This window comes from Cryobacterium sp. MP_M3 (genome assembly GCF_015752155.1).
In the GTDB taxonomy this organism is placed as follows: domain Bacteria; phylum Actinomycetota; class Actinomycetes; order Actinomycetales; family Microbacteriaceae; genus Cryobacterium.
Genome location: NZ_JADOVI010000014.1, coordinates 44770 through 69847, shown reverse-complemented (window position 1 = coordinate 69847; position 25078 = coordinate 44770). Strand labels below are relative to the sequence as shown.

Genomic DNA, 25078 nt, shown 5'->3' with positions numbered 1-25078 from the left:
ACGGAATCAGGCAGGAAGTCGTCACAGGACGTTGATCGCGCTGGCCCGCCAGCGGTGGTCGAGGCCCTCCAACCGGAGCGCGACGGCGCGCACCCGAACGCGGCTGTGCACGATGACCACGGCCTCGATCACTCCGTCGCGCGGCTCCGTGATGGTCACCCGGCCGATACTGATGGCCGGGCGCTGGGCCTGCTGGCCCTTGACCGCACGGGCCCGTGACGACAGCACCACCCGTTTGAGCAGGTGGCGGTAGACGTCGTCGCTGACCCAGCGCGCGAGCTGGTCGAGTTCGCGTGCGCCGGCCAGCACTTCGATCACGCACCGGGTGAGATTCACCAGCAACGGCTCCGGATCGGGAAGTTGTTCCCTCGGACTCGGCTGGTGACCGAAGAAGTCCTCGTCGAGGAATCGTTCGGCGCGGGTGTGCGGTGCCGGGTCGGCAGCAGGGTCGGTCATGACTCCTCCGAGGCGCGTTAGCCCGCTTCCCTGGCGCAGTCCGCCTGGGCATCCGGGTGGTTCTGGCTTTCGGGTGGTGCTTGAGTGCGTCTGGAACTGGTGCTGGCGTTCGAGTGGCTCGGGAATCCGGGCGGATCACCAGGGCGCACCCCCCGAGCGGGGGTGGAGTCCATGGCGGACACTCAACCATTCCGCCGCTGCGGTGTCTAGCGCTTATATCCCCTGTGGATAACCGGCGGCCAGGGTCGGCGGCTCAGGCTAGCTTCGGGTTGTGCGCTGGGACAACCTTTTCGACGACCTCGAGGGACAGCTCGAAAACGAGCTGAACGCCGAGGAGATCGACCTGCGCGCCGAAGAGGAGCGCCTGCGCCTGGGCAGGCTTTCCCTGCGGGACCGCCTGACCAGCCTCGCCGCCATCCGAGGTGCCGGCATCCTCCGGGTCGCCCTCGTTTCGGGGGAGACCATCACCCTGCGGCCGACGACATTCGGCAGGGACTGGCTGGCGGCCGATCTGCTGGACGCCCCGACCGTGGGCGCACAGTGCGTGCTTCCGCTCTCCGCGATCGCGGGGGTGATCGTGGCGAAGGCCGAGGTGCCCGCGTCGCTGGCGGCCGAACCCGGCCGGGCGGCCCGCCTGGTGGATCGGATCGGCCTGTCGTTCGTGCTCCGCGACCTGTGCCGACGCCGGTCGAGCCTCGAAGTGCACACTCGCACGGGGCTCCTCACGGGCACGATCGACCGGGTCGGGCGGGACCACTTCGACCTGGCCGTGCACGCGGCGGGAACGCTGCGCCGGGCCTCTGAGGTGCACCAGTACCGGATCGTGCCGCTGGCTGAGATCCAGCTGGTGCGGCTCTCCTAGCCGGCAACGCCAGGGTCAGTCCTCCGGTCTGATGATGCGACCACCGGAGAGCTCGGGGATGTTTCCGAAGTCCGACTGCTGCCAGAGCGCCATCCGCCTGGCCTCCTCATACTTGGCCTCGATGAAGGACTCGAGCACAATGCGCTCGACCCGCCAGACCCCGGTCGAGCCGAGCCGGATCGCGGGGAGCTCGCCGGTGCGCACCAGGTCGTGCACCTCGGCCGCAGAGAGAGACAGGATCTCCGCGGTGTCGGCGAGAGTGAGGAAACGGCCCACAGCAGGGGAAGGAACGGAATCGTTCATGCACCGATTATCCGCCGTCGGCCCGGGCGGATTGCGAGCGACGCTCACCTGTGGATAACTCGCCCGCGCCCGGGCGGGGACGACGACGATGGATACCGACGAGACAGGCTCTCGAGAACGGAGGAACCGGTCGTGGGCAAGCCGACGAGCAATTCCCGTCCGAGATTCTGGTTCGACCCGCGTTTCGCGATCGGCCTGGTCATGGTCCTCGCCGCGGTCACCGGTGTGTACTTCGTCGTCGCGGGCAGTGACCGCACCACGGCCGTCTATGCCGCCCGGTCCGCGCTGACCGTCGGCGACCACATCGAGGCCGGTGACCTGGCTGTGTCGCACGTGCGACTGGACGGCGGAGACGGCCTGTACCTGGCACCCGGCCGGCTCCCGCCCGACGGCGTCATCGTGACGCGAACCGTCGCCGCCGGCGAACTCGTCCCCGCCGCTGCCGTCGGACGGACGTCCGGGGCGGACCTGACGAGCGTCGTCGTCGAACCCACCGGCTCCCTCGCCGCGTCGATCGGACCGGGCACGGTGGTCGACGTCTGGTCGGCGCGACAATCCGACCATGCCAGATTCGAGCCGCCCGTCGTGCTCGTCGGCGAGGCAGGGGTCGTGCGGATCGTCGAGCCGGCCGGCCTCGTGGCGGCGAACGGCCGCCGCTCGGTGGAGGTCCTGGTGCCGAAGTCCAGGGTCGCATCGGTGCTCGAAGCCATCGCGAACGGTGACGCCATCGCCGTCGTCCCGGTCAACGAGCCGCTCGGGGACTGACGATGGCCACCCTGGCGCTGGCCCTGCCGCGCCGCACCGAGGATCGGCTGCTGGCCGACATCGTCGAACACGGCCATGCCATCGTGGCGCGCGCCGCCACCGTCCCGGACCTCCTCGACGTGCTCAGTGAGAGCGCGCCCGACGTCGTGATCGCCGGGGCAGCCAGGGGCACCCTCGGCGCCGAGTTGATCGCGGCCTGCGACGCCAACGGCGTCCGGCTGATCGCCCTGGCCGAGACGGATGCCGACCGCCGGCACGCGGTCGGACTCGGCCTGTTCGAGGTCCTCGACGCCTCGGCCGCCTGGTCCGAGATCCAGCCGCTGATCGTCGGCGGAATCGTCATCCCGTCACGCATCGAGGACCCGTCACCGCCGGTCGCGGTATCCCGAACCGGGTCGGCGCGAACCGGATCGGCGCGAACCGGGACAGCGCGAACCGGTTCGATGCGCACCGGTTCAGTGATCGCCGTCTGGGGTCCCGCCGGCTCGCCCGGCAGAACCACCCTGGCGATCAATATCGCGGCGGAGATCGCCGCCGCGGGGCACACCGTGGTGCTCGCTGACATCGACACGTACAGCGGCTCCGTCGCGCCCACCCTCGGGATGCTCGATGAGGCACCCGGCTTCGCGGCGGCGTGCCGACTGGCCGGTTCGGACAGTCTCACCCGGTCGGAACTGGAGCGGATCGCGCAGCGCTATGCCTCACCCTCCGGCGCGTTCTGGGTTCTCACCGGCATCGGCCGGCCGTCACGCTGGCCGGAGTTGTCGGGCGAGCGGGTCACCCGCACCATCGATGCGCTCCGGCACTGGGTGGACTATGTCGTGCTCGACACGGGTTTCAGCCTGGAAAGCGATGAGGAGATCTCGAGCGACCTGTTCGCCCCGCGGCGCAATGCGGCCACCCTCGCCGGACTGCGGGAGTGCGATCATGTGGTCGCCTGCGGTCTGGCCGACCCGGTGGGGATGTCCCGGTTCCTGCGGGCCTGGGTCGACCTCGCCGAGGTGATCACGACCGACCGGGTGAGCGTCGTGATGAACCGGGTTCGGTCCAGCGCTGTCGGCCTCGACCCGCGGGGGCAGGTGGTGCAGGCGCTGCGGCGGTTCGGCGGCATCGAATCGGCGGTGCTCGTGCCGCAGGACCAGCAGGGGGCGGATGCGGCCGTCCTCGCCGGGCGCACCCTGCGCGACGCCGCGCCGAAGTCGCCGGCGCGGGTGCGGATCCGCCGGTTCGTGCGTGCGGAGCTGCTGCCCGTTCCAGCCCAGGCCCCCACCGGCCCGCGCGCCCGGGTCTGGTGGCGCAGGGCCGCGGCGGCGCGCTGACGGCGCAGCGGTCCCGCCCGGGGTCCGGACGTCACCGTCAGTCGCGCAGGGGGATCACGTCGATCCGGGAACCTGGACCGGCCACGACGAGCACGCGCTTGCCGGTCACGCCGCGGAGCGCGTCGACCAGCTGCCGAGCCGTCGGACCGGCATCCGCGTCCACGGCATCCGCACCAACGGCATCCGCACCCACGGGCGCGGCACCGACCGGCTCCGTGCCCGCGCGCCGCCAGACCGTGACCGCGGCCCCGGTGGCATCGCCGACGGCCCGGGCGAGTGGCTCAGGATCAGCACCGGTGACCAGGATCACCCGTCCGACGGTGTGCTCCCGGCCGGGCGCCGCGGTGATCGCCGACCGATCGCGCCGCCAGACGGCGAAGTGGTAGCCGGCGGCGAGCCCGGTCGCCACGAGCAGTCCGAGCGGCGCGCGCACCCGGTCGACCAGGCTCTGGCCGGTCGCATCGCTGAGCGCGAACTCGAAGATGCGATAGCCGATGACCAGCAGGGTGACGATCGCCACCACGGCGCTGAGCCCGAAGATGAGGACCAGGTAGACGCGACGCCCGGTGGCGCCGACCTGGGCCGGGTCGACGGGCTTCGCCGGCTTCCAGGCGACCCACCAGACGGGGCCTCCCACGACGAGGGCGCTGATCCCGCCGAGCAGGAGGGAACGGGTGTCCGACCCGGCGAGCGTCGCCGTGCCGGCGGCGAGGATCGAGTTCACGATCACGCCGAGGCCGGACGCCGCCGCGACGAGGCCGACCCCGCTCGTCACCACGCCGGCGGCCAGCCGGGTCCGGTCCGACCTGGCCGTTGCCAGGCCGCGGTGGTACTGCCAGACGAGGGCCCCGACCAGTGCCGCCGCCAGGGCCGTGCCGAGCGGGTCCAGGATCTGCGCGACAGGGGCCGAGCGGTCCAAGGCCAGCTTGAGCAGGGTGAACAGGGCGGTCCCGGCCCCACCCAGACTCAGGATGCTCGCACCGGCCACTCCGACGGACACCAGCGCCACGTCGGCAAGGCCGCCGCGCAGGGCGCTGGCGCGGTCCACGAACCAATGCCACCACCAGACGGCCACCCCGCCGGCGCACCAGATGATCGCCTGGAGGGTCAGGCGCCACCACGGTTCGCCGACGACGATGCTCGGCGCGAAACCATCGATGGCGGCATCGGCGAGGGAACCCAGCGCCGTGACGAGCCCGCCCGCCCCGACCACGAGGCCGAACACCGATCCGAGCACGGGCGCCACCGTAACGAGTCGGCGGGGGCTCTTCCGGTCGTGCCGGGACATCCACCGGTGCCAGACCCAGACTCCGGCCCAGACGACGCCGGTCGCGAGTGTGCGGGGCTGCCAGTCGGCGCGGACCAGGGCGGCCGCGCAGGTCAGCAGCGCGGCGGATGCCGTCACCAGGGAGACCGTGGACATCGCGGCCAGATAGAGGCCCCAGGCGAGCGAGGACCGCTCGTCCGGCCCCATCCGCCGCCAGAGCAGCCACCAGAGCACTGCGGCGAACGGACCGGCGATGAGCGTGAACGCGAGCGACCGGGCCAGGCCGGTGATGTCGCTGGAGGCCAGCGCGTTGCCCGAGTCGAGCAATCGCCCGAGCAACCCGCCGACACCGATGGCGGCGATGACGACCAGGGCGAACAGGAGCGTGAAGACGATGACCCGGCGCACGGTGGGCTGGGCCCTGGCCGGACCGTCGCCCGGCCCGGCTGCCCTGCGGGCCGCCATCACGATGCCGGCGATCCCGCCGCCGATGACGAGGATCGCGACCAGCAGCACCAGGCTGACCATCATGAGGTCGCCTTCGGGTTCGGGCAGATCGTCAGCTGCCACGGTGCGCCGTCGATGCGCCACCGGCCGTCCGCCTTGACCAGGTCGAAGACATCCTCATTCTCGTATTCGCTTGCTCCGAACGGGCCGTTGTCGGTGGCGGTGACGATGGAAACCTTGACGTCGGCCGAGTTCTCCCGCACGGTCGTCGACACGAGGGTGAGCCGGATGTTGTCCAACGGGCCCGGGTCGACCTTGTCACAGTTGTCGAGCCTGCCCGCGGTGAGGTAGCCGGCGGCGGTCTGCTCGTCGCCGGCGAGGACGGCCGCGGAGTAGAGCTGGACGACGCCCTCGGGCGTGTCGGGGTCCAGGGGCGCCGGTTCCCCCCGGGTGAACACAACGACGAGGGCCACGATGACGAGGGCGGCGATCACGCCGAGGATGACAATCAGGGAACGATCGGGCTTTCCTGGTGTTGCGCTCATGTGCACAGCATGGCCCAATCGCACGTCCGCCACCATCGAACGGGCGCGCCCGGCAGTCCGGTGAGTGCGGCAGGCAGCGGGGGACCTAGGCTATTGACCGTGTCAACGCTCAGTGATCTCGTACTTGCCCAGGGCCGCAGCAGTGCCGAAGATGTGGACTGGCTCCACATGCTCGTCGCGGACGCCCAACTCCTCGCCGACCTGGCGTTCGCCGACATCGTCGTGTGGGTGCCCAGCACCGCCGGCAGTTTCGTCGCGGTCGCGCACGCGCGCCCGTCGAGCGCCGCCACCCTGTTCTATCGCGACTTCGTGGGCCAGGGGATCAAGGGGGAATGGCGCCAGCAGGTCACCGAGGCCTTCGACACGGCGAAGATCGTCGACACGACGGCCCCCGACTGGTACGAGGAGACCCCCACCCGGGTGCGGGCCATCCCGGTGATGCGGCGGCTCAGCTCCACCGGCTCGAAGATCGCGGCCGCGCCGGTCGCCGTGCTCACCCGGCACACCAACCTGAGCGAGGCGCGCACGCCCAGCCGCCAGGAGCTCACCTTCAACGACTGCGCCAACGACCTGTTCGCCATGATTGCGTCGGGCGACTTCCCTGACCTGGGCGCCCCGACGGGGCCGCGACGCGGTGCCCCGCGCGCCTCGGACGGCTTGATCCGGCTCGACGTGGACGGCGTGACCACCTTCGCGAGCCCCAACGCGCTGTCCGCGTTCAACCGGATGGGCTTCATCGACGAGCTCGAGGGCGAATCGCTCGCCGAGGTGACCACGAGCCTGCTCACCGGGACGATGGTCGTCGACGAGTCACTGCCGCTGGTGGTGACCGGCCGGGCGCCATGGCGCACCGACGTCGAGGCGCGGGGCGTGACCGTCTCGCTGCGGGCCATCCCCATCCGCAATCGCGGCGAGCGGATCGGCGCGATCGTGCTCTGCCGGGACGTCACCGAACTCCGGCACCAGGAACGCGAACTGATCACGAAGGATGCGACGATCCGGGAGATCCACCACCGGGTCAAGAACAACCTGCAGACCGTGGCGTCGCTGCTTCGGATCCAGGCGAGACGCACACACTCGGACACGGCCCGCGAAGCACTCAACCAGGCCATGCGCCGGGTCGCGGCCATCGCCGTCGTGCACGACACGCTGTCGGAGGGGCTCAACCAGCAGGTCGACTTCGACGTCGTCTTCGACCGGGTGCTGTTGCTGATCGCGGAGGTCGCGTCCGCGCACAACACCACGGCGCATCCGAAGTCATCCGGGAGCTTCGGGATCCTCCCCAGCGCCTTCGCCACGCCGCTCGCGCTCGCGCTCACCGAACTTGTCACGAACGCGGTCGAGCACGGCCTGGCCGGGCGCGAGGGCGAGGTGGCGATCGAGGCCGAGCGCAACGAAGAAACGCTCACCGTGCGGGTGCGGGACAACGGCTCCGGCCTGCCGGAGGGCAAGGTCGGGTCAGGTCTCGGCACTCAGATCGTGCGCACGCTGATCCAGGGCGAACTGAGCGGCAGCATCGACTGGCACACCATGATGGGCAGCGGCACCGAGGTCACGATCGAGATCCCCCTGCGTTATATGCGTGAGTCCTGACAACGACGCTGCGCGTCGTTGTCAGGACTCACGAAAGGCGGCAGCCCACAGGCGGCATCTCGAGTACCCCGCGCCCCGTCAACGGGCGACTGCGCGTCGCTTCAGGACACACGAAAGGCGGCAGCCCACGGGCTGCCGCCTCGAGCCGGCTGTCGCCTAAGAGGCGCGGCGGGCGCGCGCGGCGCGACGTTTGAGGGCGCGGCGCTCGTCTTCGCTGAGCCCGCCCCAGACACCCGAGTCCTGGCCGGTCTCAAGCGCGTACTGCAGGCAGACCTCGGTCACATTGCAACGGGCGCACACGGACTTCGCCTTCTCGATCTGGTCCACAGCGGGTCCAGTGTTGCCAACCGGAAAGAAGAGTTCCGGGTCGGCGGTGAGGCAGGCAGCTTTGTCGCGCCAGTCCATAGGGGTGCTCCTTGATTGCGGGGATGCCTGGCCGATTGGCCGAAGATAATGAGGCTGCCGGTTGCAGGAAGGAAACTGATCTACAGAATGAGACCTACTCACGTCCCTGTGAGCGTCAACCGGGCCTCAAATATGGTCGCATAATGGTGGAGTCAAATCAATAGTTTTGTATGGGATATCTCTGTGAATGAACGCTCTGACCGCCATTCGGACGGCAAAAGCGCCTCCGGAGCGCCATTTCGGCCGCGGGCGCTGCTGATCCTCGCGACCCTCCTCTGGGCGGAGGCCGCCCTCCTCTGGACCGCGGTCGTCTGGCTCATGCTGGAGCTGATCACGGCGACCCCCACCTCCCTGGCGAGCGCGCTCGCGATTCTGGTGCTCGTGCTCATCGCAGCGGCCTGGGTCACCGCGATCGCGATCAATTCGCTGCGCCGGCGCACCTGGATCCGCGGCGCGGCCGTCACCTGGCAGCTCGTCCAGATCGCCGTCGCCGTGGGCTGCTTCCAGGGGCTCTACGCCAGGGTCGACCTCGGCTGGGCGCTCCTCCTGCCCTCGCTGGCCGTGCTGGCCCTGTTGTTCATGCCGCGGGTGATCGCCGCGACGACCTCCTTGCCCGGGGCGGGCAACGCCCCGGACGACCAGCGCGGATGACGGCTGCCGCCCTGGCCGGGCGGTGGGCGGCGCGGGACGCACCCGACCTGCTCCCGGCCGGGTGACGCCTGCGGGCGTCCCAGCCGCCCTCGAGGAGCCGCAGGACCGGCGCCGGGCGACACCGGCGTGACGTCGCCGTGGATCAGGCGTCGAGGCCGAGCTTCTTCCGCAGCGAGGCGACGTGCCCGGTGGCCTTCACGTTGTAAAGGGCGAGGGTGATCAGCCCGGCCTCGTCGATGACGAAGGTGGAGCGGAGCACCCCGGTGACGGTCTTGCCGTAGAGGTTCTTCTCGCCCCAGGCGCCGTAGGCGTTGTGCGCGGACAGGTCGGAGTCGCTGAGCAGCGGGAAGGTGAGGTGGTCGTTCTCCTGGAAGGACTTCAGCTTCGCCGGGGAATCCTTGGACACCGCGAGCACCCGGTAGCCGGCCGCGGCGAGCGAGCCGAGGTTGTCCCTGAAATCGCAGGCCTCCTTCGTGCACCCCGGCGTCATCGCGGCCGGGTAGAAGTAGAGCACGACCTTCGAGCCCGCGAAATCGGCCAGGGAGACGGATGCCCCGTCCTGGTCGGTCAGGGTGAAGCTGGGGGCCGTGTCGCCGGCCGCGAGGCGTGTGGAGTCCGTCATGCCTTCCACGCTACCGGCTCGGAACGGGCGGAGCCGGTAGCGGTGGGCGGGCACCTGCCAGGGGGCGGAGAGTCCGGTCAGTGGGCGGGGACCGCGGCGAAGGTCGCCAGCAGGCGCTGCAGCGAGTCCAGGCGGGCCTTCCCGGTGTCGCCGAGGCTTCCGGCAGCCACCGCCTCGTTGATCGCGCAGTCCGGCGAGTTCGGCAGGTGGGTGCACCCGCGCGGGCATTTCTCCGCGATCGCGGCCAGGTCGGTGAAGGCCTTGAGGATGTTGTCGGTGTTGATGTGGCCGAGGCCGAAGGAACGCACGCCCGGGGTGTCGATCACCCAGCCGCGCCCGGCATCCGTTTCGAGGCGCAGCGAGATCGTCGACGACGAGGTGTGCCGGCCACGGCCGGTGACGGTGTTGACGACGCCGACGGCGCGGTGCGCGTCGGGCACCAGGGCGTTGACGAGGGTGGACTTGCCCACGCCGGAGTGGCCGACGAACACGGTGTCGTGCCCGACCAGGGCGGCGGAGATCTCGGCCAGCGGCATCGCGTCGTCGCGGCTCTCGAAGACGGGCAGGTCGAGGCCGGCGAAGTTGCTGAGGAACACGGCCGGGTCGGCCAGGTCGGTCTTCGTGATGCAGAGGATCGGGGAGACCCCGGCGTCGTACGCGGCGACCAGGTAGCGGTCGACGAGACGGATGCGCGGCTCGGGGTTCGCCGCCGCCACCACGATCAGCATCTGATCGGCGTTGGCGACGATGACGCGCTCGACGGCATCCGTGTCATCCGCGCTGCGCCGGAGCAGGGTGACGCGCGGAACGATCCGCACGATGCGGGCGAGACTGCCCTCCGCCCCGGTCGTGTCGCCGACGATGTCGACGCGGTCGCCGGTGACGACCGCGTGCTTGCGCAGCTCGCTCGCCCTGGCCGCGGTGACCCGGCGTTCGGTCGGGAGGTCCTCGTCGAGCATGACCGTGTACCGGCCGCGGTCGACGGAGAGGATGCGACCGGTCAGCGCGTTCTCGTGGTCGGGCCTGGTCTTGGTGCGGGGCTTGTTGCCCTTGCGGTTCGGGCGCACCCGCACGCTGGATTCGTCGAACTCAGGCTCGTCGTCGTCATCGGCGCTTGCCCACCAGGTCATTTCGGCACGACCGGCGCGGTCCCGGGGGCGATGAGTGCGTGCCAGAGGTCGGTGAACTGGGGGAGGGTCTTCGCGGTGGTGCCGATGTTCTCGATCTCCACCCCGGGAACGACGAGGCCGATCAGGGCCCCGGCGGTCGCCATCCGGTGGTCGTCGTAGCTGCGCCAGTGACCGCCGTGCAGCGGGCGGGGCTCGATCCGGAGCCCGTCGGGCAGTTCGGTGACGGCGCCGCCGAGACCGTTGATCTCTGCGGCAAGTGCGGCGAGCCGGTCGGTCTCATGGTGGCGGATGTGCCCGATCCCGGTGATGGTGCTCGGCGAATCGGCGAGGGCGGCGAGGGCCACGAGCGCGGGGGCGAGTTCGCCGCCGGTGGACAGGTCGAGGTCGACGCCGGACAGCCGGTCGCCGGCCGACACGGTGAGGCGGTCGCCGACCAGGCTGACCCGCGCGCCGAACCGGGGGAGCAGCTCGGCCAGGTCCGCGCCGACCTGGGTGGTCTGCGACGGCCAGCCGGTGATCGTGACGGTGCCCCCGGCGACGAGCGCCGCGGCCAGGAACGGTGCAGCGTTCGACAGATCCGGTTCGATGTCGACCTCGGCGCCGGTGATCGGTCCGGGTGCGACGACCCATTCCCCGATCGCCGGGCTCTGCACGTCGACTCCGCGCCGGGCGAGGGTGGCGATGGTCATCTCGATGTGGGGGAGGCTCGGCAGGCGCTCGCCGGAGTGGCGGAGGTGGAGGCCGCGCTCGAACCGGGCGCCGGCCAGCAGGAGGCCGGACACGAACTGGCTGGAGGTTGACGCGTCGATGGTGACCTCGCCGCCGGCCAGACGGCCCGTGCCGTGCACGGTGAACGGGAGTGCGCCGCGGCCGTCGTCGTTGATGTCGGCGCCGAGGGCGCGCAGCGAGCTGATCGTGGTCGCCATCGGCCGGCGGCGGGCGCCGGCGTCGCCGTCGAAGGTGGTCGGCCCGAGCGCGAGCGCGGCCACGGGGGGCAGGAACCGCATCACGGTCCCGGCCAGGCCGCAGTCGATCGTGGTGGAGCCGACGAGTTCCCCCGGGGTGATCGTGAGGTCGGGACCGAACTCGCCGTCGCCGGGGACGGCGTCGATCGTGGTGCCGAGTTGGCGGAGGGCGGCGACCATCAGATCGCTGTCCCTGGAGTGCAGCGGGGAGCGGAGACGGGACGGCCCGGCGGCGAGCGCCGCGAGCACCAGTTCGCGGTTGGTGAGGGATTTCGACCCGGGCAGCGACACGACAGCGTCGAGCGGGCCTCCGGCCGTCGGCGCGGGCCACCACTCATTCGTCTCCTCGGGCGACGTGTCGCCGTAGGGATCGAACTCAGGCTTGGAATATCTCGAGATCAACATCGGTTATCAGAATAGTCGGTGACGAATGGATGAGGGAGGTACGGATGGCGCTGTCCATGGTGCTGGAGCGACCGAGCGTGTTCAAGACCGACGAACTAGAATCGTCGGTGATGACAACTGATGCGACCGACCTGCGTGACCTGTTCGAAGAGCAGGCCCTGCCCTTTATCGACCAGCTCTACGCGGCGGCCATGCGGATGACGCGTAATCCCTCCGATGCCCAGGACCTGGTTCAGGAGACCTTCGTGAAGGCCTTCGCCGCCTTCAAGCAGTTCGAGCAGGGCACCAACCTCAAGGCCTGGCTGTACCGGATCCTCACCAATACCTTCATCAACACGTATCGCAAGAAGCAGCGCGAACCGTACCAGGGCACGATCGATGACCTCGAGGACTGGCAGCTCGGCGGGGCGGAATCGACCACCGCCATGGCGAGCCGGTCGGCCGAGGCGGAAGCCATCGACCACCTGCCCGACAGCGCGGTCAAGGACGCATTGCAGTCCATCCCGGAGGACTTCCGGCTGGCCGTCTACTTCGCCGACGTTGAAGGCTTCTCCTACCAGGAGATCGCCGAAATCATGAAAACACCCATTGGCACTGTGATGAGCCGCCTGCATCGTGGCCGGCGACTCCTTCGCGACCTGTTGTCCGGCTACGCCCTCGAGCGTGGGCTCGGCACGATCGCGACAGGCCACACTCAAACCGGGAGCACATCAGCATGACCGACTGTGGATGCGAGAAGGCCAAGGCCGAACTCGAGGAATACTTGCACAATGAACTCCGTGGCGAGGACGCCTCCGACATTCAGGAGCACCTTGCCCATTGCGGTGACTGCAGCGACGAGCACCTCGTCGGACGCACCCTGACCGAGGCCGTGCAGCGGGCCTGCCGGGAGACCGCGCCGGAGGACCTGCGCGACCAGGTGCTGCTGAAGCTGCGCACGATCCAGTCAGCGCACTGAGCCAGTCAGCGCACCGAGCCGGTCACCGCACTGAGCCAGGCACCGCACTGAGGCCGCCGCGTCAGGTCGTGGCCGACTGGTCCGTTTCCGGCTGATCCACGGAGCCGAGCACGAACATCGCGCCGGTCCGGTCGGAGACCCGGGCGAACGTGCCGAATTCCGAGTGCCACGGCTCCTGGAGCACGGTGCCGCCGAGCTGCGTGACCAGGGCGGCGGCGGCGGGCACATCGGCCACGCCGAGGTAGAGCTGCCAGTGCGAAGGCATTCCGTCGGGGAGATGCGCCGACGCGTCGAAGACGCCGGCGACCATCGCGCCCTCCGCACCGATGGTGCTGTAGCGGAACTCGTCGGTGTCGCTGAGCACGACCGGTTTCCAGCCGAAGACGGTCTCATAGAACGCGACGGCGGTGGGGTAGTCCAGGGTGTTCAGTTCGTGCCAGACCGGGCTGCCCACCTCGCCCGTCACGCCGAAACCGGCGAAGTCGTGGGGCTGCCAGAGGCCGACGGCCGCCCCGGTCGGGTCTGACACGATGGCCATCCGCCCCATCGAGCCGATCGTCACCGGGTCGGCGAGCACCTGGCCGCCGGCCGCCCGTGCGGCCTGGGCGGTGGCGTCCACGTCCTCGACGGCGAGGTAGATCGACCAGGCGTCCGGGGCTCGGGAACCGGCCATCTGCACGGCCATGCCGGCGACGTCGGCGTCACCGCGCCGGAACGTGATGTAGTCGCTGTCTTCCAGGTCGGACCGGACCGCCGTCCAGCCGAAGAGCCCGCCGTAGAACTCCCGGGCCCCGTCGGGGTCGGTGGTCATCAGGTCTGCCCAGCATGGTTCGCCGAATCGGGTGGCATCGCGTTCGGGCATGGTGGCGGGCTCCTGTCGACGGGGGATGCGCCCAGCCTAGGACGGTCGCCCGGAAGCGGCAACGGGGCGGCCGGCGGGAGGCCCGCCGCACGCAGGAGGGCCCGCACGAAACCGTACGGGCCCTCCTGCGTGCGTCTATCGACAGTGCTCCTATCAACTCAGACGGTGAGCGCCCTGCTGATCAGGTCAGCCTGCTCCGCGGCGTGGCGCTTGGCCGATCCGGCGGCCGGCGACGCCGACGCCGCCCGCGAGAACAGCGTCACCGGGCGCGGGCCCAGCTTGTTCGTCTCCAGGTAGAAGAACGGCCAGGCGCCCTGGTTCTCCGGTTCGTCCTGGACCCAGGCGAGTTCGGCATCCGGGTACTGGTCGGCAATCTGCTTGAGTTCGACCTTGGGCAGCGGGTAGTACTGCTCCATCCGGACGAGGGCGATCTCGGGGTTCGGGTTCTTCTCGAGTTCGCTGAGCAGGTCGTAGTAGAGCTTGCCGGCCATGAACAGCACCCGCTTGACTCGTGACCGGTCGGTGATCCGGGCGTCGTCGATGACCGGTTCGAACCGGCCGGAGGTGAAGTCGGCGACGCTGCTGGTCGCGCCGCGAAGCCGCAGCATCGACTTGGGCGTGAAGACGACGAGCGGGCGCCGCGGGCGCATGTACGCCTGGCGGCGGAGCAGGTGGAAGTACGAGGCCGGCGTCGACGGGCGGGCGACGGTCATGTTGTCTTCGGCGCAGAGCTGCAGGTAGCGTTCGATCCGGGCGGAGGAGTGGTCAGGGCCCTGGCCCTCGTAGCCGTGCGGCAACAGCAGCACGACGGATGACCGCTGGCCCCACTTCTGCTCCGCGGAGGACACGAACTCGTCGATCACGGTCTGCGCGCCGTTGGCGAAGTCGCCGAACTGGGCCTCCCAGAGCACGAGGGCGTCGGCGCGTTCCACCGAGTAGCCGTACTCGAAGCCCATGGCGGCGTATTCGCTGAGCAGCGAGTCGTAGATCCAGAACCGGGCCTGGTCCTCGCTCAGGTTCGCCAGCGGCAGCCATTCCTGGCCGTTGATGCGGTCGTGCAGCACCGCGTGGCGCTGCACGAACGTGCCGCGGCGGGCGTCCTGGCCGGCGAAGCGCACCGGGGTGCGCTCGAGCAGCAGCGAGCCGAGGGCGAGCAGCTCGCCGAAGCTCCAGTCGATGTTGCCGTTGCGGCTCATATCGAGACGCTTCTGCATCAGCTGCTGCAGCTTGTTGTGCACGGTGAAGCCGGCGGGCTTGTTCATGAACGCGTCACCGATGAGGTGCACGACGGCCTCGGGGACGCCGGTCGTGGCGGGTTCGCCGACCGCGTCATCCTGGGCCTGGTTCTCGCCGAGCCCGCGCGAGCCGGAGCCGGCGGCGCCGACGATCGGGATCGACGAGGACTGCGCCGCGTGAGTCTCCATGAACGCGCGCTCCAGCCGGTCCTGGAAGTCGCCGTGCGCGGCCTCGTATTCCGCCTGGGTGATGTCGCCACGGCCGACAAGGGCCTCCGTGTACAGCTTCCGGACCGAGCGCTTCGCCTCGATCAGGTTGTACATGAGCGGCTGCGTCATCGACGGGTCGTCGCCCTCGTTGTGGCCGCGCCGGCGGTAGCAGACGAGGTCGATGACGACATCGCGCTTGAATTCCTGGCGGTAGGCGAACGCGAGTTCGGCGACCCTCACCACGGCTTCGGGGTCGTCCCCGTTGACGTGGAAGATGGGCGCCTGGATGGTCTTGGCGACGTCGGTGGCGTACACCGACGTGCGGCCGTCGCCCGGCAGGGTCGTGAAGCCGACCTGGTTGTTGACGACGAGGTGGATGGTGCCGCCGGTGCGGAACCCGCGCAGCTGGGACATCTGCAGGGTTTCGAGCACGATGCCCTGGCCGGCCATCGCGGCGTCGCCGTGGACGAGCACGGGCAGGGTGGAGAAGGTGCCGATCGGCTTGCGGTCCTGCTTGGCCCGCACGATGCCCTCGAGGACGCCGTCGACGGCCTCCAGGTGGGACGGGTTCGCGGCCAGGTAGACCGGCATCTCGGTGCCGTCGGTGGCGCGGAAGGTCCCCTCGGTGCCGAGGTGGTACTTGACGTCGCCGGAACCCTGCACGGTGCGGGGGTCCTGGGTCCCCTCGAACTCGCGGAAGATCTGGCCGTAGGTCTTGCCGGCGATGTTGGTGAGCACGTTCAGGCGGCCGCGGTGGGCCATGCCGATCGCGACCTCGTCGAGCCCGGCATCCGCCGCGCCCTGCAGGATCGCGTCGAGCAGCGCGATCGTGCACTCGCCGCCCTCGAGGCTGAACCGCTTCTGGCCGACGTACTTGGTCTGCAGGAAGGTCTCGAAGGCCTCGGCCTCGTTGAGCTTGCCGAGGATGCGCATCTGCTCGTCGTGGGTGGGCTTGACGTAGGTCTTCTCGATCTTCTCCTGCACCCATTTGCGCTGGGCCGGGTCCTGGATGTGCATGTACTCGATGCCCGTGGTGCGGCAGTACGAGTCGCGGAGCACGCCGAGGATGTCGCGGAGCAGCATCAGGCGTTTGCTGCCGAAGCCGCCGGTGACGAACTCGCGGTCGAGGTCCCAGAAGGTCAGCCCGTGGTTGGAGATGTCCAGGTCGGGGTGGGTGCGCTGGGTGTACTCGAGCGGGTCGATGTCGGCCATCAGGTGGCCGCGCACGCGGTAGGCGTTGATGAGTTCCTGGACGCGGGCGGTCTTGTCGACGGCGCTGGCCAGGTCGACGCTGATGTCGGGCGCCCAGTGGATCGGGTCGTAGGGGATGCGGAGGGCGGAGAAGATGTCCTCGTAGAAGTTGTGCCCGCCGATCAGCAGCTCGTGCACGATCTTGAGGAACTCGCCCGAGCCGGCGCCCTGGACGACCCGGTGGTCGTAGGTGCTGGTGAGGGTGATGGTCTTCGAGATGGCCAGGCCGGTCAGCGTCTTGACGCTCGCGCCCTGGAACTCGGCCGGGTAGTCGAGCGCGCCGGCGCCGATGATGCAGCCCTGGCCCTTCATCAGCCGGGGCACGGAGTGCACGGTGCCGATGCCGCCGGGGTTGGTGAGGGACACCGTCGCGCCCGAGAAGTCGTCGGCGGTGAGCTTGCCGGTGCGGGCGCGGGTGACGAGGTCTTCGTAGGCGGAGAGGTACTCGCCGAACGTCATCGTGTCGGCCCTCTTGATCGCGGGGACCATCAGCGACCGGGTGCCGTCGGGCTTGGGCAGGTCGATCGCGATGCCGAGTCCGACGTGGGCGGGGGCGATCACCGACGGCTTGCCGTCGATCTCGTTGTAGTACACGTTCTGGCTCGGGAACATCTTGAGCGCGTTGATCAGGGCCCAGCCGATCAGGTGCGTGAACGACACCTTGCCGCCGCGGGACCGGCGCATGTGGTTGTTCATCACGATGCGGTTGTCGATCAGGAGCTTGGCGGGGATGGTGCGCACGCTGGTGGCGGTCGGGACGGTCAGGCTCATCGCCATGTTCGCGGCGAGGCTCTTCGACATGCCGCGCAGGGGAGTGACGACGTCCTGCGCCTCGACGGTCTGCTCCTTGCCCGCGAGCGGCTGCGGGCTCGTGATGGGAGCGTCGGCCGGCACGGGAACCGGTTTGGGTGCGACGCCGGTGGTGCGGGCGGTGCGCTGGCCGCCGATGATCGTGATCGGGGCCGGCTCGGCCGCGGCGGGTACCGCGGGTGCTGCGAGCGGCGGGGCTGCGACCGGCGGGGCTGCGACCGGCGGGGCTGCGGCGGGGGCGGCCGCGGCAGCGCCTGCTGCCTCGGCGGGGGCGTCCCCGGCATCCGTCACCGCGGCGGTCCGGCCGTTCGCGGTCTGGTGGTAGCTCTCGAGGACGGGCCACCAGGACTCGTCTACCTGGTTCTTGTCGACGAGGTACCGTTCGTACAGCTCGTCGACGAGCCACTCGTTCGCTCCGAATTCACCCGACGTGGTCTCGTCGGATCCACTACCGGTCAACTGGCTTGACACAGCCGGTTCCCACTCTCTGCGTTGATTCTGAATGTCCAGACGATGAAAAATCGCCGGTTCGGTCTGCCCGTCCAGCCTAATCCCCTCGGGCATGGCTGCGGGCATCCGCGCGGGGGGGCTAGCGTTATTTCCATGCAGTTCTATGGAGCGGTACCCAGCCACGATCTCACGTACTCCGACGTCTTCCTGGTGCCCAGTCAATCAGGCATCCGGAGCCGGCTCGACGTTTCGCTCGCCCCCGGCGACGGAACCGGCGCCACCATCCCCGTGGTGTCGGCGAACATGAATTCGGTGACGGGCCCGCGCCTGGCCGCGGCGCTCGCCCGGCGTGGCGGCCTCGGCGTGCTGCCGCAGGACATGCACCTGCAGGAGCTGGATGCCGCGATCCGCTGGGTCAAGGACCAGTCGACCAGGTTCGACACCCCCTTCGTGTTCGGCCCGGAGGACACCGTGGCGCTTGCCCTGCGGCAGGTCCCGCCGGTGGCCGGCCAGGGGCTCGTGATCAACGACGAGGACGGCACCTACCTGGGCTGCATCGACGCCGCCCGCCTGGCCACGGCGCTCTCCGACGCCCGGCTCGGGGACCTGCTGCACGGCCCGCTCACCTCGCTCGACGCCGACGACATCGAGGGCCCGCGCCGCGCGTTCGACCTGATGACCGCGGCCGAACTCGACTTCGCGCCGGTGCTGCACCACGGCTCCATCGTGGGCACGCTCAGCCGCAAGAGCGCCCTGCGCTCCACCCTGTACCAGCCGGCCCTCGACGCCCAGGGACGGCTCAGCGTGGCCGCCGCGATCGGGATCAACGGCGACGTGGCCGCCAAGGCGCGCGCCCTCGCCGCCGCCGGGGTCGACGTGCTCGTCCTGGACACCGCCCACGGACACCAGGACGGCATGCTGCGCGCGCTGAAGACCGTCGCCGACCTCGACCTCGGCATCCCCATCGTGGCCGGCAACGTGGTCACCGCGGACGCCGTCGGCGACCTCGTCGGCGCCGGCGCCACCATCGTGAAGGTCGGCGTGGGTCCCGGCGCCATGTGCACGACCCGGATGATGACGGCGGTCGGGCGTCCGCAGTTCTCCGCGGTGCTGGAGACCGCCGCCGCCGCGCGGGAGCTCGGCGCTCACGTCTGGGCCGATGGCGGGGTGCGCTACCCCCGCGACGTGGCCCTCGCGCTCGCCGCGGGCGCGGCATCCGTCATGATCGGCTCCTGGTTCGCCGGCACGATCGAGGCGCCGGGCACGCTGGCCACGGATGCCGCGGGCGCCCTCTACAAGGAAAGCTGGGGGATGGCCTCCACCAAGGCCGTCCAGGAGCGCTTCGATCGGCTCGACCCCTACGAGCTGGCCCGCAAGACCCTCTTCGCCGAGGGCATCTCGAGCTCGAAGATCTACCTGGACCCGCTGCGCCCGTCGCTCGAGGACCTGCTGGACATGATCACCTCCGGGGTGCGCAGCTCGTTCACCTACGCCGGCGCGACGAGCGTGGCGGAGTTCCACACCCGCTCGCTGGTCGGGATCCAGTCCGCCGCCGGCTACGAGGAGGGCAAGGCTCTGCCCGTCTCCTGGTAGCCGGGCGCCGGTGAAACGGGGCGTGCCGGTACAGGCGTGCCGGTATAGTTGAGGGAATAATGGACGACCCCCCTTCTGCGAAATCGCCCGGCCACCATTCCCGCCGCCCCCACGGACACTCGTCCGTGAACACGGGCGGTGAACCGCGTGTTTGAGTGGCTGATGCTCGGCGTCGGGTTGATCCTGACCGTCGGCACCGGCCTGTTCGTGGCCAGTGAGTTCGCCCTGGTCAACCTCGACCGCTCCGACCTCGAGGCACGCCGCGACCGCGGGGAGACCCGCCTCGCCCTGACTATCGCCGCGCTCCGGATCACCTCGACGCACCTGTCCAGCGCGCAGCTCGGGATCACCCTGACCACCCTCCTCACCGGGTATGCGATGGAGCCGGCGCTCAGCTCCCTGCTCACCGGCCCGCTGACGGGGCTGGGGCTTCCGGCGGGCGTGGTGCCCGTCGTGGCGACGACGCTCGCCGTGGTCATCGCCACGCTGGCGTCGATGATCATCGGCGAACTCGTGCCCAAGAACTTCGCCCTCGCCCTGCCGATCCAGACGGCGAAGCTCGTCATCCCGTTCCAGACCCTGTTCACGACCGTGTTCAAGCCGGCCGTGCTGGTGCTCAACGGCAGCGCCAACGGGGTGCTCCGCTCGATCGGGATCGAGCCCAAGGAGGAACTCTCCGGGGCGCGCACGGCCGAGGAGCTCTCGTCGCTGGTTCGCCGCTCGGCCAGCGCCGGCCTGCTCGAGAAGGACACCGCGACCCTGCTGCACCGCACCCTGCTCTTCTCCGGCCACACCGCCTCCGACGTGATGACGCCGCGGCCGCGGGTGGCGAGCATCCAGCGCACCGACTCCGCCCAGGCCGTCATCGACCTCGCCCGGCAGACCGGCTACTCCCGCTTTCCTGTCGTCGACGAGGGCGTGGACGACATCGTCGGGATCGTGCACGTCAAGCAGGCCGTGGCCGTGCCCCGGCAGCGCCGCGCGGATGTCCCCGTGTCGGCCCTGCAATCGGAGGCCGTGCGAGTGCCGGAGACCATGAAACTCGACGGGCTGCTGGTCGAACTGCGCGGCCGCGGCTACCAGATGGCCATCGTCGTCGATGAATACGGGGGGACGGCCGGCGTGGCGACCCTCGAAGACCTCGTCGAGGAGCTCGTCGGCGAGGTGGCCGACGAACACGACCGCGCCCGCGCGGGCGTCGTGCTCTCGACGGACTCCCTCACCTTCCCCGGTATGCTCCGGCCAGACGAGCTCCTCGAACGCACCGGCATCTTCGTGCCCGACGACGGGCCGTACGAGACCGTCGCCGGGTTCGTGATGAGCGAACTCGGCCGCCTCCCCGTCGTCGGCGACACCGTCACCATCGACTCGGGTGAGTTCACCGTGGAACGCCTCGACGGCCGGCGGATCGACCGGTTGCGGTTCACGCCGGTCGTCGAACCCGCCGCCGTCGAACCGGGCAGCGTCGAACCGGGCAGCGTCGAACCGGGCACCGGCGAACCGGGCAGCGGCGAAGGGATCCCGAATGAGTGACTGGGCCGGAATCGTCTGGCTGGTCGTGCTGCTCGCGGCCAACGCCTTCTTCGTCGCGGCCGAATTCGCGGTCATCTCGGCCCGCCGGTCGCAGATCGAGCCTCTGGCCGAGGCCGGGAAGGGCAGCGCCCGGACCGCGCTCTGGGCGATGGAGCACGCCACCCTGATGCTGGCGACCACCCAGCTGGGGATCACCGTCTGTTCGCTGCTCATCCTGAACGTGTCGGAGCCGGCGATCCACCACCTGCTCGAGTACCCGCTCGGCCTGACCGGGCTGCCCGGCGAGGCGATCACCGCGATCGCCTTCGTGATCACGCTGCTCCTCGTCTCGTACCTGCACGTCGTGTTCGGTGAGATGGTGCCGAAGAACCTGTCGTTCTCCATCCCCGACCGGGCCGTGCTCTTCCTCGCGCCGCCGCTGGTCTTCTTCGGCCGAACGGTCAAGCCCGTGATCGTGGCGCTCAACGCCACGGCCAACCTGGTCCTGCGGCTGTTCCGGGTGCAGCCCAAGGAGGAGGCGAACAGCACGTACACGCTGGACGAGGTCGCCACGATCGTGTCCCAGTCGACCAGGGAGGGTGTGCTGCGCGACGGCACTGGCGCGCTCAGCGCCACCTTCGAGTTCACCACCCGCAAGGTGAAGGATGTCGCGGTGAACCTCGGCGACCTTATCAGCCTGCCCGAATCGGCCACCCCGGCCGATGTCGAGAAGGCGGTGACCAAGCACGGTTTCTCCCGCTATGTGCTCGTCACCGACGGCGGCGAACCGACCGGCTACGTCCACCTGAAGGATGTCCTGGATCTGGACGGCGACGCCGGTGCCGAGGGCGGCCACGCGGCGGGCAGCTACGCCGAGCCGATCCCGGCCAAGCGCATCCGCCGGCTCGTGTCGATCTTCGAGGACACCGACCTCGAGGACGCCCTGGCTACGATGCGCCGCTCCGGTGCGCACCTGGCCCGTTCGTTCACCGCGGTCGGCGCGACCGCGGGCGTCTTGTTCCTCGAGGACATCATCGAGGAGCTCGTCGGCGAAGTGCAGGACGCGACCCGGCGCCTCTGATCGGGTTCAGTCCTCCGGCCACCGGGCCCGGAGGTACTGCGGCGGCCAGTAGTCCAGGCTGACCCCGAGCTCGTGCGCGGCGCGAAGCGGGAAGTGCGGATCGCGCAGGAGCTCCCGGCCCAGCATGATCGCGTCGGCCTGGCCGGACGCGACGATCTGCTCGGCCTGCGCCGGGGTGGTGATCAGCCCGACCGCGCTGACCGGGACATCCGCCTCGGTCTTCACGTGCCGGGCCAGCGGAACCTGGTAGCCGGGCCCGAGCGGGATGCTCACCCCGGTGACGTTCCCGCCGGAGGAGATGTCGAAGAAGTCTGCACCGGCCGCCGCCGCCCAGCCGGCGACCGTGGCGGTGTCGTCTTCATTCCAGCCGCCCGGCGCGTAGTCGGTGGCGGAGAAGCGCACGAACAAGGGATGGTCGGGACCGATCGCGTCGCGGACGGCCCTCACCACGGCGAGCAGCAACCGGGCACGGTTCTCCAGCGAGCCGCCGTACTCGTCGGTGCGTCGGTTGCTCAGCGGGGAGAGGAACTGGTGCAGAAGGTAGCCGTGCGCCGCGTGGATCTCGACCAGGTCGAAGCCCGCTCCGATCGCGCGAGCGGCGGCCGCCGCGAAGTCGTCGACGACGTCCCGGATGCCGGCGGCGTCGAGCGCGACGGGAGGGTCATAGCCGGGGAACGAAACGGCCGAGGCCGACACGGTCTGCCAGCCGCCGGCGCCGGCGGGCACAGTGCCGTGCTCGTCATGTCCCCAGGCCGGCCAGGTCGAGGCCTTGCGCCCCGCGTGGGCGAGCTGGATGCCGGCCACGGCGCCCTGCGAATGGATGAAGTCCACGATCCGCGCCCACGCCGAGGCCTGCTCGTCGTTCCAGATCCCGGTGTCCGCGTCGGTGATCCGGCCCTCGGGGCTGACCGCGCTCGCCTCGGCGACGACGAGGCCCGCGCCGCCCGCCGCCAGCTGGCCCAGGTGCATGAGGTGCCAGTCCCGGGGCACCCCGTCCTTCGCCAGGATCGAGTACTGGCACATCGGGGCCGCCCAGACCCGGTTGCGGAACGTGACGCCGCGCAGAGTGAGCGGTTCGAACAGTGCGGCAGTGGCCACGGGGTCCCCCAGTATCGGTGCGGCCGCCCGATCTGACGGCCCGGATCTCTCCGAAACAACCTATCGTGAGTGCATGGGCGAACCGCGGGACTGGCTGGAGTGGGACGAGCGGCATGCACGGGCCTGGATCGATGTTCCCCAGCCGGTCGACGACAAATACAGTCGCGGCGTGCTCGGCGTGCGCACCGGGTCGAAGCAGTACCCGGGCGCTGCGGTGCTCGGGGTCGAGGCTGCCGCGCGCACCGGCGTGGGCATGGTGCGCTATCTGGGACCGCGCCGGGCATCGAACCTCGTGCTCCAGCGCCGGCCGGAGGTCGTCACCGTTCCCGGCCGGGTGCAGGCGTGGCTGCTCGGTTCCGGGATGGATGCCGCCTCCCGCGACGACGCGACCGCCACTGCCCTGGTCGAGGCCCTCGCGGCCGGGCTGCCGACGGTGTGCGACGCGGGCGTGCTCGACCTCGTCGCGCACGCCACCGGCCCCACCGTGGTCACCCCGCACTTCCGGGAACTGGCGGGGCTGCTCAGCCGGCGTGGAAAACCGGTGACCGCGGCGGAGATCGCCGCAGCACCGGGGGAGTGGGCCGGCCGTGCCGCGACCGACCTCGGCGTCACAGTGCTGCTCAAGGGCTCCGTCACCTTCGTCGCCTCGCCGGCCGGCTCCCGCCTCCGCGTCACCGGGGCGCCGGCCTGGCTGGCGACGGCCGGTTCAGGGGACGTGCTGGCCGGCATCCTCGGCGCACTGCTGGCCACGCATTCCGCCGCCATCGACACGGATGCCGACGCCCTCGTCGCCCTTGCCGCGACCGCGGCCCTGGTGCACGCGCTCGCCGCCGGTCGAGCGTCGGACGGCGGTCCGATCACCGCCCTCGATCTGGCCGAGTCCGTTCCCGCCACGATCGCCGCCCTCCTGGCGCCGACCTCCGGCGGCCGTCGCGCGGCCGCGCCCGCCTGATCAGGGCGACCGGACAGCACCCGCTGGGGCACTCCATTGTGGGAAGGTTGACCGTGCCTGATCCCGTCGCCCGCGAGCCGATGCCCGAGCCGCAGCCTGCGCCGACGCCGGGGCCGCGCGGGGCGACGCTCGCAGCCCGCCTCGGGGCCGCGCCGCGGGCGATGCTCTGGGCCGGCTTCATCCTCGTGCACCTTGCGCTGGTGCTGCTCTGCGTTCTCGCTCCGGGCTGGCCGCTCGGTGACGTGCAGAAGGTCTACTTCGGCTGGGCCACCGACGCCGCGGCCGGCACCTCGGTCGTCGGCATCGACACGCCCTTCGTCTATCCGATCCTCGCGGTCGTGCCGATCTTCGCCTCCCTCGCCTTCGGTCCCGCTCTCTACGTGGCAACCTGGCTGGGCATCGTGACCCTGCTCGACGCGGCCGCGTTCGCCTTCCTGCTCGGGCGCGGCCGGGACCGTCGCGCGCTCCGGGCCGCCGGCTGGTGGCTGGCGTTCCTCGTGCTGCTCGGCCCGATCGCCCTCGCCCGGATCGACGCCGTCACCGCCTCGCTCGTGATCGTCGCCGTGCTCTGGGTGCGCGCGCGGCCGCTCGTTGCCACCGTGCTGCTCACCGTTGCCACCTGGGTGAAGATCTGGCCGATCGCCCTGGTCGCGGCGCTCGTGGTGGTGTCGAAACGGCGCCGGCAGGTGGCCCTGGCGATGGCCGGCACCAGTGCGGTCATCGTCGGTGCCGCGCTGAGCCTCGGCAGCGGATCGAACGTGTTCAGCTTCGTGACCGAGCAGACGAACCGGGGCATCCAGATCGAATCCCCGGTCGGCGGGATCTGGATGTGGCAGGCGGCCCTGCGCCTGCCGGGAACCTTCGTCTACTACGACCGGCAGATCCTCACCTACCAGGTCATCGGCCCGGGCACCGGCGTCGCGATCGCCCTGATGACCCCGCTGCTCGTGATCGCGGTGGCCGGCGTGCTCCTGCTCGGCTGGCAGGTCGCTCGCCGGGGAGCCGCCTGGGACCGGCTGTACCCTGCGTTGGTGCTGGCGTTGGTGCTGACCCTGATCCTGGCGAACAAGGTCGGGTCGCCGCAGTTCGTCGGCTGGCTCGCCGCGCCGGTCATCCTCGGCCTGCTCGTGCGGACACGCGAGTGGCGGCTGCCGGCCGTGCTCGTCCTGGTCATCGCCGGGCTCACCCAGCTCGTCTACCCTTACCTGTACGGGTGGCTGCTCGTCGCCGATCCGGTCATGGTGCTGGTGCTGACGGCGCGCAACCTGCTCGAGGTCGTGCTGCTCGGCTGGGCGCTGAGGCAGGTGTGGCGCTCGGCCGCCCCGCAGTGA

Annotated in this window: 23 protein-coding genes; 12 read left to right on the top strand and 11 right to left on the bottom strand. The window is 70.4% G+C overall.

Features of this window, described 5'->3' with window-relative positions:
• Positions 1-21: 21 nt before the first annotated feature.
• Positions 22-456 (bottom strand): Rv3235 family protein, encoded by a 435-nt coding sequence (locus IWX89_RS14820; RefSeq protein ID WP_134510721.1) that lies wholly within the window; start codon positions 454-456, stop codon positions 22-24.
• Between the two features lie 271 nt (positions 457-727).
• Here IWX89_RS14820 and IWX89_RS14815 point away from each other — a divergent pair, with 271 nt between their 5' ends.
• Positions 728-1318, top strand: a complete 591-nt coding sequence (locus IWX89_RS14815; protein WP_196904315.1) for a hypothetical protein — start codon at positions 728-730, stop codon at positions 1316-1318.
• 15 nt (positions 1319-1333) lie between these two features.
• On the opposite strand, the gene IWX89_RS14810 is transcribed toward IWX89_RS14815, so the two are convergent.
• Complete coding sequence (locus IWX89_RS14810) at positions 1334-1621, bottom strand: helix-turn-helix domain-containing protein (RefSeq protein WP_196904314.1); 288 nt, start codon at positions 1619-1621, stop codon at positions 1334-1336.
• A 132-nt stretch (positions 1622-1753) separates the two neighbouring features.
• Between IWX89_RS14810 and IWX89_RS14805 the strand changes: the two genes are divergently transcribed.
• Both IWX89_RS14805 and IWX89_RS14800 read left to right on the top strand, forming a co-directional pair.
• Positions 1754-2386: a hypothetical protein gene (locus tag IWX89_RS14805; protein WP_196904313.1), complete on the top strand. Its 633-nt coding sequence runs from the start codon at positions 1754-1756 to the stop codon at positions 2384-2386.
• A gap of 2 nt (positions 2387-2388) precedes the next feature.
• Positions 2389-3705: a regulator gene (locus tag IWX89_RS14800; RefSeq protein WP_196904312.1), complete on the top strand. Its 1317-nt coding sequence runs from the start codon at positions 2389-2391 to the stop codon at positions 3703-3705.
• A 37-nt stretch (positions 3706-3742) separates the two neighbouring features.
• Here the strand turns inward: IWX89_RS14800 and IWX89_RS14795 are convergent, their stop codons facing one another.
• Complete coding sequence (locus IWX89_RS14795) at positions 3743-5542, bottom strand: DUF5671 domain-containing protein (RefSeq protein ID WP_307836581.1); 1800 nt, start codon at positions 5540-5542, stop codon at positions 3743-3745.
• Positions 5500-5964, bottom strand: a complete 465-nt coding sequence (locus tag IWX89_RS14790) for a hypothetical protein (protein ID WP_196904311.1) — start codon at positions 5962-5964, stop codon at positions 5500-5502. The genes IWX89_RS14795 and IWX89_RS14790 overlap by 43 nt, the downstream gene beginning before the upstream one ends.
• Positions 5965-6063: 99 nt before the next feature.
• Between IWX89_RS14790 and IWX89_RS14785 the strand changes: the two genes are divergently transcribed.
• The gene (locus tag IWX89_RS14785) at positions 6064-7557 is read left to right on the top strand and encodes a sensor histidine kinase (protein ID WP_196904310.1); all 1494 of its coding nucleotides are present in this window, start codon (positions 6064-6066) and stop codon (positions 7555-7557) included.
• 156 nt (positions 7558-7713) lie between these two features.
• Here the strand turns inward: IWX89_RS14785 and IWX89_RS14780 are convergent, their stop codons facing one another.
• Positions 7714-7962 carry a WhiB family transcriptional regulator gene (locus IWX89_RS14780; protein WP_035837005.1) on the bottom strand — a complete coding sequence of 83 codons (249 nt, stop codon included), beginning with the start codon at positions 7960-7962 and terminating at the stop codon, positions 7714-7716.
• 183 nt (positions 7963-8145) lie between these two features.
• Between IWX89_RS14780 and IWX89_RS14775 the strand changes: the two genes are divergently transcribed.
• On the top strand, positions 8146-8613 hold the full coding sequence (locus IWX89_RS14775; protein WP_307836580.1) for a hypothetical protein: 468 nt from the start codon (positions 8146-8148) through the stop codon (positions 8611-8613).
• Positions 8614-8755: 142 nt separating this feature from the next.
• On the opposite strand, the gene bcp is transcribed toward IWX89_RS14775, so the two are convergent.
• The 3 genes from bcp to aroA all read right to left on the bottom strand — a co-directional run bounded on the left by bcp (position 8756) and on the right by aroA (position 11735).
• Positions 8756-9235, bottom strand: a complete 480-nt coding sequence (gene bcp / locus IWX89_RS14770; protein ID WP_196904309.1) for a thioredoxin-dependent thiol peroxidase — start codon at positions 9233-9235, stop codon at positions 8756-8758.
• Between the two features lie 77 nt (positions 9236-9312).
• A complete protein-coding gene (rsgA, locus tag IWX89_RS14765; RefSeq protein ID WP_196904308.1) occupies positions 9313-10365 on the bottom strand; it encodes a ribosome small subunit-dependent GTPase A in 1053 nt (350 codons plus the stop codon).
• Positions 10362-11735 (bottom strand): 3-phosphoshikimate 1-carboxyvinyltransferase, encoded by a 1374-nt coding sequence (gene aroA, locus IWX89_RS14760; protein ID WP_196904307.1) that lies wholly within the window; start codon positions 11733-11735, stop codon positions 10362-10364. Before aroA ends, rsgA begins: the two co-directional genes overlap by 4 nt.
• 110 nt (positions 11736-11845) lie before the next feature.
• Here aroA and IWX89_RS14755 point away from each other — a divergent pair, with 110 nt between their 5' ends.
• Together IWX89_RS14755 and IWX89_RS14750 are read left to right on the top strand one after the other, a co-directional pair.
• Positions 11846-12454, top strand: a complete 609-nt coding sequence (locus IWX89_RS14755) for a sigma-70 family RNA polymerase sigma factor (RefSeq protein ID WP_231383354.1) — start codon at positions 11846-11848, stop codon at positions 12452-12454.
• Positions 12451-12693 (top strand): zf-HC2 domain-containing protein, encoded by a 243-nt coding sequence (locus IWX89_RS14750; protein WP_134510712.1) that lies wholly within the window; start codon positions 12451-12453, stop codon positions 12691-12693. The genes IWX89_RS14755 and IWX89_RS14750 overlap by 4 nt, the downstream gene beginning before the upstream one ends.
• 61 nt (positions 12694-12754) lie before the next feature.
• Here IWX89_RS14750 and IWX89_RS14745 read toward each other — a convergent pair whose 3' ends face one another.
• Positions 12755-13555 carry a VOC family protein gene (locus tag IWX89_RS14745; RefSeq protein WP_196904304.1) on the bottom strand — a complete coding sequence of 267 codons (801 nt, stop codon included), beginning with the start codon at positions 13553-13555 and terminating at the stop codon, positions 12755-12757.
• 158 nt (positions 13556-13713) lie between these two features.
• Positions 13714-17532: a multifunctional oxoglutarate decarboxylase/oxoglutarate dehydrogenase thiamine pyrophosphate-binding subunit/dihydrolipoyllysine-residue succinyltransferase subunit gene (locus IWX89_RS14740; RefSeq protein WP_196904303.1), complete on the bottom strand. Its 3819-nt coding sequence runs from the start codon at positions 17530-17532 to the stop codon at positions 13714-13716.
• A 132-nt stretch (positions 17533-17664) separates the two neighbouring features.
• Between IWX89_RS14740 and IWX89_RS14735 the strand changes: the two genes are divergently transcribed.
• From IWX89_RS14735 to IWX89_RS14725, 3 genes are all read left to right on the top strand, one after another.
• Positions 17665-19104: a GuaB1 family IMP dehydrogenase-related protein gene (locus IWX89_RS14735; protein ID WP_196904301.1), complete on the top strand. Its 1440-nt coding sequence runs from the start codon at positions 17665-17667 to the stop codon at positions 19102-19104.
• Positions 19105-19266: 162 nt separating this feature from the next.
• On the top strand, positions 19267-20637 hold the full coding sequence (locus IWX89_RS14730) for a hemolysin family protein (protein WP_196904330.1): 1371 nt from the start codon (positions 19267-19269) through the stop codon (positions 20635-20637).
• Positions 20630-21697 (top strand): hemolysin family protein, encoded by a 1068-nt coding sequence (locus tag IWX89_RS14725; RefSeq protein ID WP_196904300.1) that lies wholly within the window; start codon positions 20630-20632, stop codon positions 21695-21697. The genes IWX89_RS14730 and IWX89_RS14725 overlap by 8 nt, the downstream gene beginning before the upstream one ends.
• A gap of 6 nt (positions 21698-21703) precedes the next feature.
• Here IWX89_RS14725 and IWX89_RS14720 read toward each other — a convergent pair whose 3' ends face one another.
• Positions 21704-22795, bottom strand: a complete 1092-nt coding sequence (locus tag IWX89_RS14720; RefSeq protein ID WP_196904299.1) for an NADH:flavin oxidoreductase/NADH oxidase — start codon at positions 22793-22795, stop codon at positions 21704-21706.
• A gap of 73 nt (positions 22796-22868) precedes the next feature.
• Here IWX89_RS14720 and IWX89_RS14715 point away from each other — a divergent pair, with 73 nt between their 5' ends.
• Together IWX89_RS14715 and IWX89_RS14710 are read left to right on the top strand one after the other, a co-directional pair.
• Positions 22869-23747, top strand: a complete 879-nt coding sequence (locus tag IWX89_RS14715; protein ID WP_196904298.1) for an ADP/ATP-dependent (S)-NAD(P)H-hydrate dehydratase — start codon at positions 22869-22871, stop codon at positions 23745-23747.
• A 53-nt stretch (positions 23748-23800) separates the two neighbouring features.
• Entirely contained in the window at positions 23801-25078 is a 1278-nt protein-coding gene (locus IWX89_RS14710) for a glycosyltransferase 87 family protein (protein WP_307836578.1), read from the top strand.